We start from the raw sequence: 18,655 nt of genomic DNA on the forward strand, positions 1-18,655 counted from the left end.
CCGACGGCTCGCGCCGCCGGACTGTGCCTCAGGACTTTAGCGCGGCCAGCGCTCGCACCCAAGCGCCCTGGTCACGGGGTTCGCCGGGCTGATTCTCCTCGGCGAACCGGATGATGCCGTCCTTGTCCACGACGAACGTGCCGCGGTTGGCGAAACCGAACTTGTCGTTGAACACGCCGTAGGCCTGGGCGACGGCGCCGTGGGGCCAGAAATCGGACAGCAGCGGGAACGTGTAGCCCTGCTCGGCGGCCCAGATCTTGTGCGTGGGCGAGGCCCCCACCGAGACGGCGATGATCGCGGTGTCGTCGTTCTCGTACGTCGGCAGGTCGTCCCGCACGGCGCACAGCTCGCCCTGGCAGACCCCGGTGAACGCCAGCGGGTAGAACACGAGCAGCACGTTCTTGTGCCCGCGGAAGCTCGACAGGGTCACTTCCTGGTTGTTCTGGTCCTTGAGTGTGAAATCGGGCGCCTCGGCACCCACCTCGATCGCCATCGCGTCGGTCGTCCTTACTTCGGTGGAGGTGAACTGAGCGGTGCGCTCAGCGCTTGGTGCGGGCGGCCTTCGGCTGCACCAGCCGGCTGCCCACCCAGTCGCCGAGGTTGGCGGTCGAGGTCTGGGTCAGGCCGGCGGTCGTGGCCGATTCGGCGATCTCGCTGGGCTCGACGTGATCCGCGCGGCCGGTCTTCGGGGTCAGCACCCAGACGACGCCCTCGTCTGCGAGCGGGCCGATCGCATCCATGAGCGCGTCGACGAGGTCCCCGTCGCTGTCGCGCCACCAGAGGAGCACCACGTCGACGACCTCGTCGGAGTCCTCGTCGAGCAGGTCCGATCCGATGGTGTCCTCGACGGCGGCCCGCAGGTCGTCGTCCGTGTCCTCATCCCAACCGAGTTCCTGAACCACCTGGTCGTGGGTGATACCGAGCTTCTGAACGTAGTTCTGGGCGTCCGCCGCGGCGACCACGGTGGTGTCCTCCTTCGGTTGGGCCGCGGGCCTGCCGCGTACCGGATGTCACGAGCGATTTTTCAAAGCGAACATCCTCGGGGGGCTCAACGCAAGCCGAATCGCAAGGAAAGTCACAACATTCTTCGGGGGACGTTACCGCGAGGAGCTCCGCACCGCCGATTCTGCCGCGCGGAGTCGAACGGTCCGGATACCCGCCTCGCGGCCGCTTCACACCCGGGGGGATGCCTCCCACCGCGCGATGGGGGAAGATGAGCAGTGCATCTCGTTCAGATGTCGATGAGTCGGCTCCCACAAGAGCCGGCCTACGGAGCGGGCGCCACACCTGCGCGCCCCACCACGATGAGGAGCAGACGTTGACAGACCTGATCCACGAGCCCGATTCCTCGACGAGCGCCGCCACACAAGGCGCCTCGGAAGCGGGATCCTCGCCGAACACCAGCGGGGCCTCCGACGGCCGCGTGCGGGTCATCCGCGAGGGCGTGGCCTCCTACCTGCCGGACATAGACCCGGCCGAGACCACGGAGTGGCTCGAGTCCTTCGACGGGCTGCTCGAGTCCGCCGGTCCTGCGCGTGCCCGGTACCTGATGCTGCGCCTGCTCGAGCGTGCCGGCGAGCGCCACGTCTCGATCCCGGCACTGACCTCGACCGACTACGTGAACACCATCCCGACCGAGAACGAGCCGTGGTTCCCCGGCGACGAGGAGGTCGAGCGTCGCTACCGTGCCTTCATCCGGTGGAACGCCGCGATCATGGTGCACCGCGCGCAGCGCCCCGGCATCGGCGTCGGCGGCCACATCTCCACCTACGCCTCCTCCGCGGCGCTGTACGAGGTGGGCTTCAACCACTTCTTCCGCGGCAAGGACCACCCCGGCGGCGGCGACCAGATCTTCATCCAGGGTCACGCCTCTCCCGGCGTCTATGCCCGCGCCTACCTCGAGGGCCGCATCCCGGCCGAGCAGCTCGACGGGTTCCGCCAGGAGGCCAGCCACGCCGACCAGGGCGGCGGCCTGCCGTCCTACCCGCATCCGCGGTTGCTGCCCGACTTCTGGGAGTTCCCGACGGTGTCGATGGGCCTCGGCCCGATGAACGCGATCTACCAGGCGCGGTTCAACCACTACCTGAACGACCGCGGCCTGAAGGACACCTCCGACCAGCACGTGTGGGCGTTCCTCGGCGACGGCGAGATGGACGAGCCGGAGTCGCGGGGTCTCGCGCACGTCGCGGCGACCGAGGGTCTGGACAACCTCACGTTCGTGGTCAACTGCAACCTGCAGCGCCTCGACGGTCCGGTCCGGGGCAACGGCAAGATCATCCAGGAACTGGAATCGTTCTTCCGCGGCGCCGGCTGGAACGTCATCAAGGTGGTGTGGGGTCGTGAGTGGGACGCCCTGCTGCACGCCGACAAGGACGGTGCGCTGGTCAACCTGATGAACGCGACGCCGGACGGCGACTACCAGACCTACAAGGCCAACGACGGCGCCTTCGTCCGCGAGCACTTCTTCGGCCGCGACCCGCGCACCAAGGAACTGGTCAAGAACCTCAGCGACCAGGAGATCTGGAACCTCAAGCGCGGCGGCCACGACTACCGCAAGATCTACGCGGCGTACGCGGCGGCGATGGCGCACAAGGGCCAGCCGACGGTGATCCTCGCGCACACGATCAAGGGGTACACCCTCGGCAAGCACTTCGAGGGCCGCAACGCCACGCACCAGATGAAGAAGCTCACGCTCGAGGACCTCAAGTACTTCCGCGACCTGCAGCGCATCCCGATCTCGGACGCCGAGCTCGAGGCGAACCCGAAGATGCCGCCGTACTACCACCCGGGCAACGACTCCCCGGAGATCCAGTACATGCTCGAGCGGCGGCGCGCGCTCGGCGGGTTCCTGCCCGAGCGCCGTACCGCCAAGGCCCCGCTGACGCTGCCCGACGACAAGGCCTACGAGGTGATCCGCAAGGGCTCCGGCAAGCAGCAGGTGGCCACCACCATGGCGCTGGTGCGCATCATGAAGGAGCTGCTGCGCGACAAGGAGATCGGTCCGCGCATCGTGCCGATCATCCCGGACGAGGCCCGCACCTTCGGTATGGACTCGTGGTTCCCGTCGCTGAAGATCTACAACCGCAACGGCCAGCTGTACACGTCGGTCGACGCGGAACTGATGCTCGCCTACAAGGAGAGCGTCGTCGGGCAGATCCTGCACGAGGGCATCAACGAGGCCGGTTCCACCGCATCGTTCACCGCCGTCGGCACCTCGTACGCCACGCACGGGTTGCCGATGATCCCGCTGTACATCTTCTACTCGATGTTCGGCTTCCAGCGCACCGGCGACGGGCTGTGGGCGGCGGCCGACCAGATGGCCCGCGGTTTCGTGCTCGGCGCGACGGCCGGCCGCACCACCCTCACCGGTGAGGGCCTGCAGCACGCCGACGGGCACTCGTTGCTGCTGGCGTCCACCAACCCGGCGGTGGTGTCGTACGATCCTGCGTTCTCCTACGAGCTCGCGCACATCGTCAAGGACGGTCTGCGCCGCATGTACGGCGGCACGGAGGGTGTCGACGGGTTCGGCGGCGAGAACATCTTCTACTACATCACCCTCTACAACGAGCCGTACGTGCAGCCGGCCGAGCCGGAGAACCTCGACGTCGAGGGCCTGCTCAAGGGCATCTACCTGTACCGCCGCGGCGAGGGCTCCGGGCCGAAGGCGCAGATCCTCGCCTCCGGTGTGCTCATGCCCGAGGCGCTGCGGGCGCAGGAGATGCTCGCCGACGAATGGGGCGTGGCCGCGGATGTGTGGTCGGTGACCTCGTGGGGCGAGCTGCGCCGTGACGGCGTCGAGTGCGAGCGGCAGGCGCTGCTCGACCCGGGTGCCGACGCTCCGACGCCGTACGTGGCCAAGGTCCTCGCCGACGCCGCCGGTCCGTTCGTGGCGGTCTCGGACTGGATGCGCGCGGTACCGGACCAGATCCGGCAGTGGGTGCCGGGCGACTACACGACGCTCGGCGCCGACGGGTTCGGGTTCTCCGACACCCGCCCGGCCGCGCGCCGGTTCTTCAACATCGACGCGGAGTCGACGGTGGTCGCGGTGCTCGCCGCCCTCGGCCGGGACGGCGCGATCGATCGCTCGCAGGCGGTCGAGGCGGCCCGGCGGTACCGCATCGACGACGTGGCGGCGGCTCCGGAGCAGACCTCGGATCCCGGCGTGGCCTGATCCGACCCGCTCCGCCGCGGGCGACGGGCGTAGTTTCGTCCCATGGTCGCAGAACCCGCAGAGCCGCGTCCGAGGCGGGCACCGGGCGTCCCTACCGGGCGTCCGGTGCCGCCGGCGCGGCCGGAGCGTGATCCCCTGCCCGACGCGCTCCTGCGCCGGGTCAAGCAGTTCTCCGGGCGGCTGTCCACCGAGGCCGTCCACGCCATGCAGGAGCAGTTGCCGTTCTTCGCGGATCTCGACGCGTCGCAGCGGTCCAACGTGCAGCTGATCATCCAGACGGCGGTCGTCGACTTCCTCGAATGGGTGCGCAACCCCGACAGTGATCTGCGGTTCAGCCTGGACGCGTTCCAGGTGATCCCGCAGGATCTGGCACGCCGGCTGACGCTGCGCCAGACCGTGGACATGGTCCGCGCCGCCATGGAGTTCTTCGAGCAGTGGCTGCCCGCGCTGGCGCGCAACGAGCAACAGCTCGTCGCACTGACCGAGGCGACGCTGCGCTACGGCCGGGAACTGGGCTTCGCCGCAGCCTCGGTCTACGCCAGCGCGGCCGAGTCCCGCGGCGCCTGGGACACCCGCCTCGAGGCGCTGGTCGTCGACGCGGTGGTCCGCGGCGACACCGGTTCGGACATGCTCTCGCGCGCCGCGACGCTGAACTGGGATGCGACGGCGCCGGCCACCGTGATCATCGGCACTCCCCCGCCGAACGAGGGTGTGTCGGTCGTGACGACCGTGCACTCGATCGCGCAGCAGCACGGCCGCGCCGCGCTGGCAGTGGTGCAGGGCGAGCGGCTCGTGATGGTGGTCAGCGGGGAGCTGCACGGCAGCATCGAGGCGATGACGTTCCGCTCCGAGCTGATGCGCAGCTTTTCCGACGACCCGGTGGTGATCGGTCCCACCACGCCCACCCTCGCGTCGGCGCACGCGTCCGCGGTCGAGGCGATGGCCGGCATGGAGGCGGTGGCCGGGTGGCGAGGAGCGCCGCGGCCGGTGCACGCCGCGGAACTGCTGCCGGAGCGGGCGCTGCTCGGCGACGCGGGGGCGATCGCCGCGCTCGAGGACGACGTGGTGGCTCCGCTCACCGAGGCGGGTCCGGCGCTGGCCGACACCCTCGACGCATACCTCGACTGTGGGGGTGCTGTCGAGACCTGTGCCCGACAGCTGTTTGTTCATCCAAATACCGTCCGGTACCGGCTCAAGCGGATCACAGAAGTCACCGGCCGCGACCCCACGAATCCCCGTGATGCTTACGTGTTGCGGATAGCCGCCACCGTGGGAAGGCTGGCTCGAAGTCATAACGAATTACGAACTCCAGTCCCACCAGTCTCCCGTTTCACACTGCGCGAACCGGGCACGTAACGGGAGGCGGCGTTCCGTCGATGGTGGACGCCGACGTGCTGTTTTGTGGGAACCCTACAAAACAGCAAGCGAGAGTTCATCCCTACCGACATCTCGCAAGGCCCTGTCCAGGGTGTTCTCTGATCATCGTGATTTCGCTGCTCGCCCCCGGTCAGGGCTCCCAGACACCCGGCATGCTCGCCTCCTGGTTGGAGCAGCCCGGCGCCCGCGATCGCATCCAGCTGTGGTCGAAGGCCTCGGGCCTCGATCTCGAACGCCTCGGCACCACCGCGACGGCCGAGGAGATCACCGACACGGCGGTGACCCAGCCGCTGGTCGTCGCGACGGCGCTGCTGGCCTACGAGGAACTCGAGGCCCGCAACCTCGTCCCGGACGACACGATCGTCGCCGGCCATTCGGTCGGCGAGCTCGCGGCCGCGGCAATCGCCGGGGTCATCAGCGCGGACGAGGCGGTCATGCTCGCCGCGGTCCGCGGTGCCGAGATGGCCCGGGCGTGCGCGATCGAGCCGACCGGGATGTCGGCCGTGCTCGGCGGCAACGAAGAGGACGTGCTCGCCCGGCTGGCCGAACTCGACCTGACGCCGGCCAACATCAACGCGGCCGGCCAGATCGTCGCCGCCGGTCGCCTCACGGCACTCGAGGAGCTCGCGGCGAACGCTCCGGAGAAGGCCCGGATCCGGCCCCTGCCGGTCGCCGGCGCCTTCCACACCGTATTCATGGCCCCGGCCCAGGAAGCCGTCGCCGAGGCCGCGGCGAAGATCGTGCCCAGCGATCCGACCCGCACGCTGCTGTCCAACTCCGACGGGGCACCTGTCACATCCGGAGCGGACGCACTGACCAAGCTTGCCGCGCAGGTCACCCGACCGGTGCGCTGGGACCTGTGCACCGCGACCCTGCGCGCGGCCGAGGTCTCGGCGGTCGTGGAGCTTCCCCCGGCCGGCACCCTGGTCGGCATCGCCAAGCGGGAGATGCGCGGCACGCCGACCACGGCACTCAAGACCCCTGAGGAGATCTCAGCGCTGGCCGAATCGCTCCGCGTCGGCTAGTTTGCTGCGCGCGCGTCGCGCAGTACGGGACCTGCCCTCGACGGGCACCCGGAATCCGGGCGGAATCCGCCACCCGGTCCGATCAGCAAGACGAAACGAAGAAGGGAGCCACAACGTGGCCGCCACCCAGGAAGAAATCATCGCCGGTCTCGCGGAGATCATCGAAGAGGTCACCGGCATCGAGCCCTCCGAGGTGACCGTCGAGAAGTCCTTCGTCGACGACCTCGACATCGACTCCCTGTCCATGGTCGAGATCGCCGTGCAGACCGAGGACAAGTACGGCGTGAAGATCCCCGACGAGGACCTCGCCGGCCTCCGCACCGTCGGTGACGCCGTCGCCTACATCCAGAAGCTCGAGGCCGAGGGCGTCCAGGCCACGAACGACAACGAGTGAGCTCAACCGTGACTTCCGCCTCTCCCCGCACCGGGACATTCCCCAACGTCGTCGTCACCAGCCTCGCGGCCACGACATCGATCGCTGGTGACGTGGATGCCACGTGGAAGGGCCTGCTCGCCGGTGAGAGCGGCATCGACACGCTGACCGGCTTCGTCGACGAGTTCGACCTGCCGGTTCGCATCGGCGGCAAGCTCAAGACCAGCCCCGACGAAACCCTCTCGCGCGTCGAGATCCGCCGGATGAGCTTCGTCGAGCGGCTCGCGCTGGGCCTCGGCCGCACCGTGTGGGAGAACGCGGGCAGCCCGGAGGTCGACCGCGAGCGCCTCGGTGTCGTCATCGGCACCGGTCTCGGTGGCGGCGAAGCGCTCATCGACGCCGTCGACAAGCTGCGCAACGACGGCTACCGCAAGGTGTCCCCGTTCGCCGTGCAGATGGTCATGCCGAACGGCCCGTCGGCGACGGTGGGCCTCGAGCTCGGCGCGAAGGCCGGCGTGCTGACGCCGGTGTCCGCCTGCTCGTCCGGCAACGAGGCCATCGCCCACGCCTACCGGATGATCGCGATGGGCGATGCCGACATCGTCGTCGCCGGTGGCGTCGAGGGCCAGCTCGACGCGGTCGCCACCGCCAGCTTCGCCATGATGCGGGCGCTGAGCACCCGCAACGACGACCCGAGCAGGGCGTCGCGTCCGTTCGACAAGGACCGCGACGGCTTCGTCTTCGGCGAGGCCGGCGCGCTGATGGTGCTCGAGACCGAGGAGCACGCCAAGGCGCGCGGCGCCACCATCCACGCCCGCCTGCTCGGTGCGGGCATCACCTCGGACGGATTCCACATCGTGGCACCCGATCCCGAGGGGACGGGCGCGGCGCGGGCCATGACGAAGGCCATCAGTGGCGCCGGCCTGTCGCCGTCCGACATCGGCTTCGTCAACGCGCATGCCACGGCCACACCCATCGGCGACATCGCCGAGGCGAAGGCGATCAATTCCGCGGTCGGCAACCATGCCGCGGTGTATGCACCGAAGGGAGCCCTGGGGCATTCGATCGGTGCGGTCGGCGCGCTCGAAGCGGTCCTGACGGTCCTGAGCCTGCGGGACGGGGTCATCCCGCCCACGCTCAACGTGGACAACCAGGATCCAGAGATCGATCTCGACGTCGTGAAGGGCGAAGCCCGTTACGGCCGGATCGATTTCGCGCTGAACAACTCGTTCGGTTTCGGTGGGCACAACGTTGCGCTCGCGTTCGGCCGGGCCTGACCCGACCGGACTTCGCTCGCCGTCGGGGTGGGGGTCTCGTCACGGGACCCCCACCCCCGGCGCCCATCCCCCGCTCTTGCCTTGCCCGAGGAGAACGCGATGACCGTCCTGGAACCTGCTCAGACGCGCGACGCCGCCGTCGACCCCCGCGATCCGCTCCGGAGGCTCGAGCGACTGTTCGACGCGGGCACCCTGAGCCTGCTGCACCCCCGGGACAAGTCCGGCATGCTCGCCGCGATCGGTTCCATCGACGGCGTCCGGACCGTCGCGTACTGCTCGGACGCCACCGTGATGGGTGGCGCCATGGGCGTGGACGGCTGCAAGCACATCGTCGACGCCATCGACACGGCCCTCGAACAGGACGTCCCGATCGTCGGGCTGTGGCACTCGGGCGGCGCTCGGCTCGCGGAGGGCGTCGACTCCCTCCATGCCGTCGGCCTGATCTTCGAGGCCATGGTCCGCGCTTCCGGCCGGATCCCCCAGATCTCCGTGGTTCTCGGCTTCGCGGCGGGCGGCGCCGCCTACGGCCCCGCACTCACCGACATCGTCATCATGGCGCCCGAGGCCCGCATCTTCGTCACCGGCCCCGACGTGGTGCGCAGCGTCACCGGCGAGCAGGTCGACATGGAATCCCTCGGTGGGCCGGACACCCACACCAAGAAGTCCGGCGTCGCCCACATCGCCGCCCACGACGAGGACGACGCCCTGCACCGGGCCCGTCGCCTCGTGTCGATGCTCGCCGAGCAGGGCGAGTTCGACCTCGACGCCGCCCGTCGCGGCGACACCGACCTGCGGGCGCTGCTGCCCGAATCCCCCCGCCGCGCCTACGATGTCCGCCCGATCGTGCACGAGCTGCTCGACAACGTCGAGGGCGAGTCCACCTTCGAGGAACTGCAGGCCGGATGGGCCCGGAGCGTCGTCACCGGCTTCGGCCGGCTCGGCGGACGCACGGTCGGCGTCATCGCGAACAATCCGCTGCGTCTCGGCGGCTGCCTGGACTCCGTCAGCGCGGAGAAGTCCGCGCGTTTCGTGCGCCTGTGCAACGCCTTCGGCGTTCCCCTCGTCGTCATCGTCGACGTGCCCGGCTACCTGCCCGGCGTGAGCCAGGAGTGGGAGGGCGTGGTCCGTCGCGGAGCCAAGCTGCTGCACGCATTCGCCGAGTGCGAGGTGCCCCGCGTGACGCTGGTGACCCGGAAGATCTACGGCGGCGCCTACATCGCGATGAACTCGCGCGCACTGGGCGCGACCGCCGTGTTCGCCTGGCCGGACGCCGAGGTCGCCGTGATGGGCGCCAAGGCGGCGGTGGGCATCCTGCACAAGCGGGCCCTGGCCGCGGCGCCGGAGGAGGAGCGGGAGGCACTGCACGACCGTCTCGCCGCCGAGCACGAGGCCATCGCCGGCGGCGTGGGCCGGGCGATGTCGATCGGCGTCGTCGACGAACTGATCGACCCGGCGACGACCCGCAGCACCCTCGCCCAGGCGCTGGCCGCGGCTCCCGCGCGCCGCGGCCGCCACAAGAACATCCCGCTGTAGGCGGCTGCGCCGCCGGTGCGTCTCTCGGGTTGCCCCAGCAGCCCAAAGGACGCACCGGCCGCGCAGCGGCCTACCCCACGTTCCGGCGCAACCAGGTCACCTCGGCGCCCTCGCCGCCGCTGCGGTAGGGCTCGAGCGCCTCGTCCCAGGCCGTTCCCAGCACCCGGGTCAGTTCCTCCTCGATGTTGCCGCCGGCGAGCAGCGCCCGCAGCCGCATCTCTCCGACCACGACGTCCCCGTTCGCGCTCGTGTTGCCGCGCCACAGCCCCAGTCCCGGCACGTGGCTGTAGCGCTCGCCGTCGACGCCGTCGCTGGGGTCCTCGGTGATCTCGAAGCGGATCATCGGCCACACCCGGAGGGCGTCGACGAGGCGTGCGGCGGTCCCCACGGGACCCGCCCAGTTCACAGTCGTGCGCAGTTGTCCGACGTCGACCGGTTGACCGATCCAGGTGAGATCCGGACGGCAATCGAGGGTGGCGGCCAGTGCCCATTCGATATGCGGGCAGACCGCAGCAGGCGACGAGTGGATGTAGACCACCCCGGTCGTCGCATCCGCGAACTGGTTCGACGCGCGCACTACACACCTCCACTTCGACGAGGGACGTCTTCCCCAACGGCCTGACATCGAAGCGGTCGCGCATGGCGACAGGGGACAGTCTGCCTGTGTTACTCCTGTTTCGCTAGGGAACGGATGAGGAATTTGAGAATTCGGTGAGTACGTCGTCCGCGAGGGCCGGCCACCGCGGCTTGGCCCAGTCGCCGAAAGCCCTGTCGGTCAGCGCGACACACGCGACCTCCGCGCGGGGATCGACCCACAGGAATGTACCGGATTGGCCGAAGTGCCCGTACGTTTCGGGCGAATTGGCCGAACCGGTCCAGTGCGGGTTCTTCCGGCCGCGGATCTCGAACCCGAGCCCCCAGTCGTTGGGCTTGTGCATGCCGTATCCGGGCACGATCCCGTCGAGCCCCGGGAACTGCACCCGGGTGGCCTCCGCGAGAGTCTGCGCGGACACCAGGCGGGGCGCGAGCAGCTCCGCGGCGAAGTGCGTCAGGTCGGCGAGCGACGACTGTCCCCCGTGCCCGGCGGGTCCCGGCAGCGACGATTCCCGCATGCCGAGCGGCTCGAAGACGGCCTGGGTGAGGTATTCGGGGAACGGGATGCCGGTCTCACCCGCGACGAGCTCCGCGAGGATCTCGAAGCCCGCGCTCGAGTAGATCCGTTTGCGCCCGGGCTCGGCCTGCGCCCGGCGTTCGTCGAAGGCGAGTCCCGACGCGTGTGCCAGCAGATGGCGGACGGTGGACCCCTCCGGACCGGCGGGCTGATCGAGCTCGACCGCACCCTCCTCCACGGCGACGAGGACCGCGTAGGCGACGAGCGGCTTGGTGACCGACGCGAGACGGTAGAGCCGCAACTGGTCGCCGTGCCCGGCGACGACACCGCCGCCGCGGGTGAGAACCGCGGCGGCGGCGTGGTCGACGGGCCAGTCGGAGATCGCGTCGAGGCTGTTCACGTACCCAGCCTAGAAGACGGCGCAGGCTACCGCGCGATCACCGATCGGCGTCGGTGTACTTGATGACGCCGCGGATGTTCTTCCCGTCGAGCATGTCCTGGTAGCCGTCGTTGATCTGTTCGAGGGTGTAGGTGCGGGTGACCATGTCCGCGAGGTTGAGCTGTCCGGACTTGTACATCGCCAGCAGGTTGGGGATGTCGACCCGCGCGTTGCAGCCGCCGAAGATGTTGCCCTGCAGATCCTTCTGCAGCATCGCGAACAGGAACGCGTTCAGCTTCACGTCCATGTCCGTCATGTGCCCCATCGCGGTGACCACGCAGCGGCCGTTCTTCGCCGTCAGCTGCAGGGCCTCCTCGACGTATTCGCCGCGCATCTCGCCCACGGTGATGATCGTCTTGTCCGCCATGCGGCCCCAGGTGGTCTCCATGATCGGCATGAGCGCCTCGGCCATCGACGCGTAGGCGTGCGTCGCGCCGAACTTCAGGGCCTGCTCCCGCTTCCACGGCACGGGGTCGATCGCGAAGATCTGCCGCGCCCCGGATGCGACGGCGCCCTGCAGCGCGCTCATCCCCACACCCCCGATGCCGATGACGGCGACAGCCTCACCAGGCTTGACGTCTGCGACGTGGGTGGCCGACCCCCAGCCGGTGGGCACGCCGCAGCCGACGAGGGCGGCCAGCTCGAACGGGATGTCCTTGTCGATCTTGACGACCTGGGTCTGGTTGACCGTCATGTAGGGCGCGAAGGTACCGAGCAGGCACATCGGGATCACGTTCTGGCCGCGTGCCTGGATCCGGTAGGTGCCGTCGGAGATGGCCATGCCGCTGAGCAGGCCGGCGCCGAGGTCGCACAGGTTCGAGTGGCCGGTGGCGCACGACGGGCAGCGGCCACAGGCCGGAATGAAGGACAGGACGACGTGATCGCCGACTTCGAGGCCCACGACTCCCTCGCCGACCTTGGTGATGACACCGGACCCCTCGTGGCCACCCATCGCCGGGAAGGACGGCATGGGCGTCGCTCCCGTGACGATGTGGTGGTCCGAGTGGCACATGCCCGCCGCCTCCATGCGGATCTGCACCTCACCCGCGACCGGGTCGCCGATCTCGATTTCCTCCACCGACCACGGCTCGTTGAGACCCCACAGGATCGCGCCCTTGGTCTTCATCTGCATCGCCCTCCGTCACAGTGCGTGTGTACGCATGTGACCATAGCCACAAGACGACGAAATTGGAACAGGTTCTATGTGTGGCGCGCTGCCGGGTCCCCGCCCGGTCCCGGGTGGGGACTCCGCATGGACACGGCAGCCGAAAGCCGGACCGCCCCCCAGGGCTCCGCCCACCGTCACCGAACCCTCCCCGCCGGCCGGGGCGAACCGGACCGACCGCGCGAACAGGACTCGGACCAGGGTGAATCGCAGGGTGAAGCTCGGGAACCGCGTAACCCTCGGCCGTCCGGCAGCGGTGTAGACGGCATGAACGTGATCGCGTCGCTGCTCGTCGCGTGGGTGGCCGTTGCTGCGGTGGTTGCCACGATCGTCGGGGCAGCGATCGCCCTCAGAGCCGAGCACCGGTCGCCGCGGTCCGCCCCGCGGCAGACGAACGGGCCACGGCGGTCACCGCATCGTGCGGCACGCGGCGAGCGACTCCGCACCGGCGTGTGCGCGGACTCGCGGGACTGACGCGACGAACACCCCCGCCCCGTCTGCTCGAGGCGGGGGCGTCCGGTATGCGGTGACGCCGAGCGTCGGGGTGCCCGGCGCCACCACGATGTCCATCGACCGGCCGCCGGCGGACGTAACGGCCGACGAGGGTGATAGCCGGGGTGATATTCACGGCCCGGGGTGAACCCGCGGGTGAAGACCTCCGGGCCCGACCGGCGCCGCCGAAGCCGCGAGATTTCCAAGCAGGGCTGCCCGACCCGGATGTTCGGATAGCTTGGCTGTCGTACCTGCAATTTCGGCGGGCGATTTCGTAGGAGCTGCGCGTGAGGCAACATCCGACTCTCGTCTTCCACGGTGCCGCGAAGACGGTGACCGGCTCGTGCATGGAGGTCGCCCTCGGCGACACGCGGATCCTGGTGGACTGTGGCCTGTTCCAGGGCTCACGCAGCCTCGAGGAGCTGAACCACGGCGACTTCGCGTTCGCCCCGCACGAGATCGACGCCGTCGTCCTCACCCATGCCCACATCGATCATTGCGGCCTGTTGCCCAAGCTGGTGGCGCAGGGTTTCGACGGACCGATCTTCTGCACCGGCCAGAGCGCCGACCTGCTGGAATTCATGCTCGCCGATGCCGGGCGCATCCAGGAATTCGAGGCCGAGCGGCGAAACCGGCGGCGCGATCGCACGCGCGAGAAGCGGTTCGTCCCGCTCTACACCGAGGAGGATGCGCTCGCCGCGTGGGGGCAGACCCGTGCGGTCGCACTCGAGGAGTGGTTCGAGCCCGCCGCGGGCTTTCGTGCGCGACTGTGGAACGCGGGGCACATCCTGGGTGCCGCATCGGCGGAGATCGAGGCGGGGGGCGTGCGCCTGCTCTTTTCCGGCGACCTCGGCCCCGCGCAGAAGGCGTTCCACCCCGACCCCGAGGGCCCATCCGGATCGGACCATGTCGTCTGCGAATCCACCTACGGCAATCGGACTCGGGTGCGGATGACGATCGACCAGCGACGCGACCTGCTCGAAGAGGAGATCCACCGGGCCGTCGGGCACGGCGGCAATCTCGTCATTCCCGCCTTTGCGCTGGAACGGACGCAGGAGCTGCTGCTCGACATCGCACACCTCGCCGACGAGAACCGCATCCCCGCGGTGCCGGTGTTCGTCGACTCACCGCTCGCCAACCGCGCCACCTCGGTGTTCGCCGAGCATGCGGGCGAGCTCGAGGACCTCGAGGGGAAGGACATCTTCCGCCATCCCGCGATCCACTACGTCGACGACGCTGCCGTCTCCAAGCGGATCAACGACATGTCGGGCGCGATCATCATCGCCGCCTCGGGCATGTGCGAGGCGGGACGCATCCGTCATCACCTGAAGCACAATCTCCACCGCCGGGATTCGACGATCCTGTTCGTCGGTTTCCAGGCGCAGGGCTCGCTGGGCCGCGTGATCCTCGACGGCGCGAAGCGCGTCCGCATCTCGGGTCAGGACATCGACGTGCGAGCGCAGATCCGCCGGATCGACAGCTACTCCGCCCATGCCGATCAGACCGAACTGCTGGACTGGATCAAGGCGCGCGGCCCCGTGTCGGGCAGCCTGTTCCTCGCGCACGGCGAACCGGAGGCAGTCGCTGCGCTGGCCGAACTGGTGCGGGAGGTCGACCCTTCGCTGTCGATCATCACCCCGGCGATGGGGGAAGGCTACGTGTTGGCGGCCGGCACCCCGGCCACGCGAATACACCCCGCCCGCGCGGATATGCCACGCCTGACCGGCCGCGATTGGCAGAACGACTACGCCGAACTTGCGGTGAGCCTCAAACAGCAGCTCGCGCGCATCGCGGATGCCGGCTCGCGCCGGAAGGCCATCGCCGAGATCCACGAGATCCTGGACAGCTACACGGACGTCCGCGACGCGGGGCGGCGGACGAAACGGGGTTGAACCGAGCCCGAAGCGAGAGCCACATCGCCGACGGTCGCCCGAATTGCACCGATCGGGACCTTATGCCCTACCCGAATGGGCCGTTCTACTTCACATCGCCCCGCAGGCCGAATACGCTCGGATCCGGCCGCTATCCCCCCTGCACAGTGGCCCTGCCCCGCCGGCGACGACGCGCGAAGCCGGCGGGGCTTCGCTTTCTCCCTTCGGCACCCCTGCTGTTTTCTCCCCTTCGGCTCTACTGCTGCTTCTCCCCTTCGGCTCTACTGCCGCGGCCGCACGAGGTCGGCGTGGCGCTGCGGTGAACGCCCGCACCGACCGGGCCGGCTACCTCTTGCGGGCGGTGAGCAGCAGGTACTCGGCGTCGTACGCGGTCCGGCCGGGCTGCCCGGCCCGGTTCCAGTCGGTGAGGAACTGCAGGAACTTCCGGTCGAGATCTGCGGTCCGGTCGGGGTCGACGGCGTTGAACCGGTACACCGCGATCGTCGGACCGTAGTTGTGCTTCCAGTACTCGCGAAACTCGGTCGGATCCGCGCTGTGGTCCATCACCACGATTCGGCGATCCATGCTCAGGTCGGTGATCCGATCACCGAACAACTCCCGGACGTGCTGCTCGTCGCCCCACAGCGGGGGCGGCGAAGCGCCGGGCGGCGGTGGCGGCGCATACGGGGCCATGAGCCGGAACAGCTGACCGATGAAGCCCTCCGGCGTCCAGTTGATCATCGCGATCGTCCCGCCCGGCCGGCACACGCGGAGCAGCTCGTCGGCGACGGCCTGGTGGTGGGGTGCGAACATCGCCCCCACGCTCGAGAGCACGACGTCGAAGCTGCCGTCGGGGAACGGCAGGGCCTCGGCGTCCGCTTCCACCCACTCGAGGTCCACGCCCCGCTCGGCCGCGGCTGTGCGGCCCGCGACGAACAACTCCGGCGTCAGGTCGGCGGCGGTGACGATCGCGCCCCGTTCGGCAGCCGGGATGGCAGCGTTGCCGGATCCGGCGCCCACGTCGAGCACCCGCCGGCCCGCCGTCACCCCGGCCGCGGCGACGAGCGTCGGGCCGAACGTCGGGATCAGGTCGGCCGCGACCGCCGGATAGTTCCCGGCCGCCCACAGCGCCCGGTGCTTGGCCTTCAGCGCCCGGTCGGCGTCACGTTCCACGGTGCCGGTCATGGTTACTCCTTCGTCCGGTGTGGCGGGACCGTGCCCCGCACTGGCATCCACACAGACGTCACCGCCACCGCGGGGACGCACACCCGACCCGGACGGGGCGTGCCGGCACCGGCGACTTCGGCAGGGGACCTGCGTCCTTTCGCCGGTACCGTCGTCTGTGAGGGACACCGCCCGTACAGCGCCCCTTCCCCGGAGGACCAGACCATGACCAGGGCATCGACCAGTTCCGCGGCCGGCGCGGACGCCGTGACCACCGAAGCCAGGACCACCGAAGCCATGACCACCGAAGCCATGACCACCGAAGCCGTCTGGCGCGAGTTCGGTGCGCAGCTCCGCGCCTTCGTGCACCGGCGGATCGCGGATCCGGACCGCGCCGACGACGTGCTCGGCGAGATCCTGCTGCGCGTCCACAAGAACCTCGGCCGTGTCGAGGACCGCGAGCACCTGATCCGGTGGGTGTATCGGATCGCCCGCAGCGCGATCATCGACGACTACCGCCGGGCCGCCCGGGATCGGGACCGGCTCGCGCCGCTCACCGGCGATGCACCCGACCAGGCCGGGCAGGAATGGGACGACGACGCGGCGACCACTCTGCGGGAGCTGGCCTCCTGCCTGCGCCCGCTGCTCGAGGGGCTCTCCCCTGAGCAGCGCCGAGCCGTCGAGCTGACCGACCTCGAAGGACTGACCCAGGCCGACGCCGCCGCCCTCGAAGGCGTATCCCTGTCCGGAATGAAGTCCCGCGTCCAACGCGGCCGGCGGAAGCTGGCCGAGCTGCTCGGACGGTGCTGCGCGCTGACCCTCGATGCCCACGGGATGCCGATGGACTACACCGCCCCGACCGACTGCCGCTGCGCCGGCAGCCCCCGCTGATCCGGCGCGCCCCGGTGTGCCGTCGCAGGACGGCCCACCGGGGCGAGTGCTGTCAGCCGCAGCAGGCACCCGCGACCGGGCTGTCCTCACTCGCGCACGCAACCGCACACGCCGAGCCCGTCAGCCCGTCCGGGTTGGCGGGGTTGTCGTCGGTGACGGCGTAGTACTCCCACCACCCGTTGGGCACGTCCGGCGCATCGACGAACACCTTGTCCTGCACGGCATGGCAGCACAGATCCTGCTCGGCCACCGTGGCGGTCAGACCGGCGGCGCGGAACCGGGCCAGCGCTCCGGACACCTCCTCGGAGCCGGCCGCCTCGATCCCCAGGTGGTTCAGGCGTTCGCGCGCACCGGGATTCTCGATCAGCACCAGCTTCAGCGGGGGATCCTCGATCGCGAAGTTGGCGTACCCGGGGCGCTGTTTGTGCGGGGACACCCCGAACAGCGCGGTGTAGAACTCGGTCGCCGCGGTGATGTCCTCGACGTTGAGAGCGAGCTGGACTCGGGTAGCAGGCATGGTGGTCACTCCTCGAAATCGGGACACCGGCCGGGAATCCACCGCGGATTCTCGTCACCGTGTGTCCTCCCTACTGACGACTGCCGCCCCCGACGGACGCAGCCACCGGCACCCGCGCCCCGCGGATGCGTCCCTCGCGCCGCTGCAGCGTCGGAAAGAAGACCCAGCCACTGTCACGAAAGGTGCCGTCATGAACACCACTTTGGCCCCGCTGCCCGAGAACTGGAACCGCGCAATGGCCGTCGTCGCCCATCCCGACGACCTCGAGTACGGCGCCGCCGGCGCCATCGCCCGCTGGACCCGGTCGGGCAAGTCGGTGGCCTACGTCATCGCCACCGACGGCGAGGCCGGCATCGACGGCCGTACTCCCGCCGAGGCGGCACCGCTGCGGCGCCGCGAGCAACTCGACGCCGCCGCCGTGGTCGGCGTCGAGGACGTGACGTTCCTCGGATACCGCGACGGTGTCGTCGAATACGGACTCGACCTGCGCCGCGCCATAGCCCGCGAGATCCGGCGGTTCCGTCCGGAGGTGTTGATCACCGCCACGTACGAGCCGACCTACGGCCTGAACGGTGGTCGGATCATCAACCAGGCCGACCACCGCGCCGTGGGCGTCGCGGTGCTCGACGCCGCGCGCGACGCCGGCAACCGCTGGATCTTCCCCGAGCTGCTCGACGAGAACCTGCCACCGTGGGACGAGGTCGGCCTCGTGTACCTCATGGGCGCGAACCAGCCTTCGCACGCCGTCGACGTCACCGAGAGCCTCGACGCCGGTATCGAGTCACTGCGCGCACACCGGTCCTATCTGGACGGACTGGGCCGGGACTTCGATCCCGCGGCATTCCTGCACGAGTTCACCGCGGCGGCCGGAGCGCGCATCGGCGTGCAGCATGCCGTCGCCTTCCAGCAGATCCGGCTCCAGGGAGTGTGACGGTCGAAATCCCGGAGGGTCCGCCGGCACCTGCGCCGCCACCGTCCACGTTTCGTCCGGCCCGAGCGCCCGGTGCCGACTTCCGGGACGGGAAAACGGCGGGCCGGGCGGGCCCAAATTCGCGACCGAATCGGTTATGAGGCAAGCGAATTCAGACTTTTCCCGGCGGGCACCGAACCATCCAGGCAGGCCGGTAGGACTGGGTGGACGGCAGTGGCGAGAAACGGGCGGCACCGATTCCGATGTCCGGTTTCGATGTGGATGGTGGGAAACCGGTGGGATTTCGAACGCTCTCGCCCATCGCCGCCACGGCGCACT

General features: G+C 69.6%; 16 protein-coding genes. 9 read left to right on the top strand and 7 right to left on the bottom strand.

The features are described 5' to 3' along the window. Positions 1 to 28: 28 nt before the first annotated feature. Together ISO16_RS05560 and ISO16_RS05565 are read right to left on the bottom strand one after the other, a co-directional pair. The gene (locus tag ISO16_RS05560; RefSeq protein ID WP_006947670.1) at positions 29 to 493 is read right to left on the bottom strand and encodes a peroxiredoxin; all 465 of its coding nucleotides are present in this window, start codon (positions 491 to 493) and stop codon (positions 29 to 31) included. Between the two features lie 46 nt (positions 494 to 539). Continuing rightward, a complete protein-coding gene (locus ISO16_RS05565) occupies positions 540 to 962 on the bottom strand; it encodes a DUF3052 domain-containing protein (protein ID WP_006947669.1) in 423 nt (140 codons plus the stop codon). Positions 963 to 1,318: 356 nt separating this feature from the next. Here ISO16_RS05565 and aceE point away from each other — a divergent pair, with 356 nt between their 5' ends. The 6 genes from aceE (at position 1,319) to ISO16_RS05595 (ending at position 9,756) form a co-directional block, all read left to right on the top strand. Continuing rightward, the gene (gene aceE, locus ISO16_RS05570; RefSeq protein WP_043800888.1) at positions 1,319 to 4,171 is read left to right on the top strand and encodes a pyruvate dehydrogenase (acetyl-transferring), homodimeric type; all 2,853 of its coding nucleotides are present in this window, start codon (positions 1,319 to 1,321) and stop codon (positions 4,169 to 4,171) included. A gap of 42 nt (positions 4,172 to 4,213) precedes the next feature. Continuing rightward, the gene (locus tag ISO16_RS05575) at positions 4,214 to 5,527 is read left to right on the top strand and encodes a PucR family transcriptional regulator (protein WP_006947663.1); all 1,314 of its coding nucleotides are present in this window, start codon (positions 4,214 to 4,216) and stop codon (positions 5,525 to 5,527) included. 128 nt (positions 5,528 to 5,655) lie between these two features. Continuing rightward, on the top strand, positions 5,656 to 6,573 hold the full coding sequence (locus tag ISO16_RS05580; protein ID WP_029544298.1) for an ACP S-malonyltransferase: 918 nt from the start codon (positions 5,656 to 5,658) through the stop codon (positions 6,571 to 6,573). A 115-nt stretch (positions 6,574 to 6,688) separates the two neighbouring features. Further along, positions 6,689 to 6,967, top strand: coding sequence for a meromycolate extension acyl carrier protein AcpM (acpM, locus tag ISO16_RS05585; RefSeq protein ID WP_006947659.1), 279 nt, complete (start codon positions 6,689 to 6,691; stop codon positions 6,965 to 6,967). 8 nt (positions 6,968 to 6,975) lie between these two features. Then, positions 6,976 to 8,223 carry a KasA/KasB family beta-ketoacyl-ACP synthase gene (locus tag ISO16_RS05590; protein WP_050035391.1) on the top strand — a complete coding sequence of 416 codons (1,248 nt, stop codon included), beginning with the start codon at positions 6,976 to 6,978 and terminating at the stop codon, positions 8,221 to 8,223. 99 nt (positions 8,224 to 8,322) lie between these two features. After that, positions 8,323 to 9,756 (top strand): acyl-CoA carboxylase subunit beta, encoded by a 1,434-nt coding sequence (locus tag ISO16_RS05595; RefSeq protein ID WP_006947656.1) that lies wholly within the window; start codon positions 8,323 to 8,325, stop codon positions 9,754 to 9,756. Positions 9,757 to 9,826: 70 nt separating this feature from the next. Here ISO16_RS05595 and ISO16_RS05600 read toward each other — a convergent pair whose 3' ends face one another. The 3 genes from ISO16_RS05600 to ISO16_RS05610 form a co-directional block, all read right to left on the bottom strand. Then, entirely contained in the window at positions 9,827 to 10,333 is a 507-nt protein-coding gene (locus tag ISO16_RS05600; protein ID WP_006947655.1) for a DUF3145 domain-containing protein, read from the bottom strand. Between the two features lie 103 nt (positions 10,334 to 10,436). Beyond that, positions 10,437 to 11,267 carry a serine hydrolase domain-containing protein gene (locus ISO16_RS05605; protein ID WP_072635478.1) on the bottom strand — a complete coding sequence of 277 codons (831 nt, stop codon included), beginning with the start codon at positions 11,265 to 11,267 and terminating at the stop codon, positions 10,437 to 10,439. Positions 11,268 to 11,304: 37 nt separating this feature from the next. Beyond that, positions 11,305 to 12,432, bottom strand: coding sequence for an NDMA-dependent alcohol dehydrogenase (locus ISO16_RS05610; protein WP_029544303.1), 1,128 nt, complete (start codon positions 12,430 to 12,432; stop codon positions 11,305 to 11,307). An 818-nt stretch (positions 12,433 to 13,250) separates the two neighbouring features. Between ISO16_RS05610 and ISO16_RS05615 the strand changes: the two genes are divergently transcribed. Continuing rightward, positions 13,251 to 14,855: an MBL fold metallo-hydrolase RNA specificity domain-containing protein gene (locus tag ISO16_RS05615; protein ID WP_139311015.1), complete on the top strand. Its 1,605-nt coding sequence runs from the start codon at positions 13,251 to 13,253 to the stop codon at positions 14,853 to 14,855. Between the two features lie 324 nt (positions 14,856 to 15,179). On the opposite strand, the gene ISO16_RS05620 is transcribed toward ISO16_RS05615, so the two are convergent. Further along, the gene (locus ISO16_RS05620) at positions 15,180 to 16,019 is read right to left on the bottom strand and encodes a class I SAM-dependent methyltransferase (protein ID WP_006947644.1); all 840 of its coding nucleotides are present in this window, start codon (positions 16,017 to 16,019) and stop codon (positions 15,180 to 15,182) included. Between the two features lie 204 nt (positions 16,020 to 16,223). On the opposite strand from ISO16_RS05620, the gene ISO16_RS05625 reads away from it, so the two are divergent. After that, entirely contained in the window at positions 16,224 to 16,889 is a 666-nt protein-coding gene (locus ISO16_RS05625; protein WP_230304479.1) for a sigma-70 family RNA polymerase sigma factor, read from the top strand. Positions 16,890 to 16,941: 52 nt separating this feature from the next. On the opposite strand, the gene ISO16_RS05630 is transcribed toward ISO16_RS05625, so the two are convergent. Continuing rightward, complete coding sequence (locus ISO16_RS05630; protein ID WP_065923443.1) at positions 16,942 to 17,406, bottom strand: ArsI/CadI family heavy metal resistance metalloenzyme; 465 nt, start codon at positions 17,404 to 17,406, stop codon at positions 16,942 to 16,944. A gap of 190 nt (positions 17,407 to 17,596) precedes the next feature. Between ISO16_RS05630 and ISO16_RS05635 the strand changes: the two genes are divergently transcribed. Then, positions 17,597 to 18,337 (top strand): PIG-L deacetylase family protein, encoded by a 741-nt coding sequence (locus tag ISO16_RS05635; RefSeq protein ID WP_006947641.1) that lies wholly within the window; start codon positions 17,597 to 17,599, stop codon positions 18,335 to 18,337. Positions 18,338 to 18,655 lie beyond the last annotated feature (318 nt).

It is taken from the genome of Rhodococcus sp. M8 (assembly GCF_015654185.1).
Taxonomy (GTDB): domain Bacteria; phylum Actinomycetota; class Actinomycetes; order Mycobacteriales; family Mycobacteriaceae; genus Rhodococcus; species Rhodococcus aetherivorans.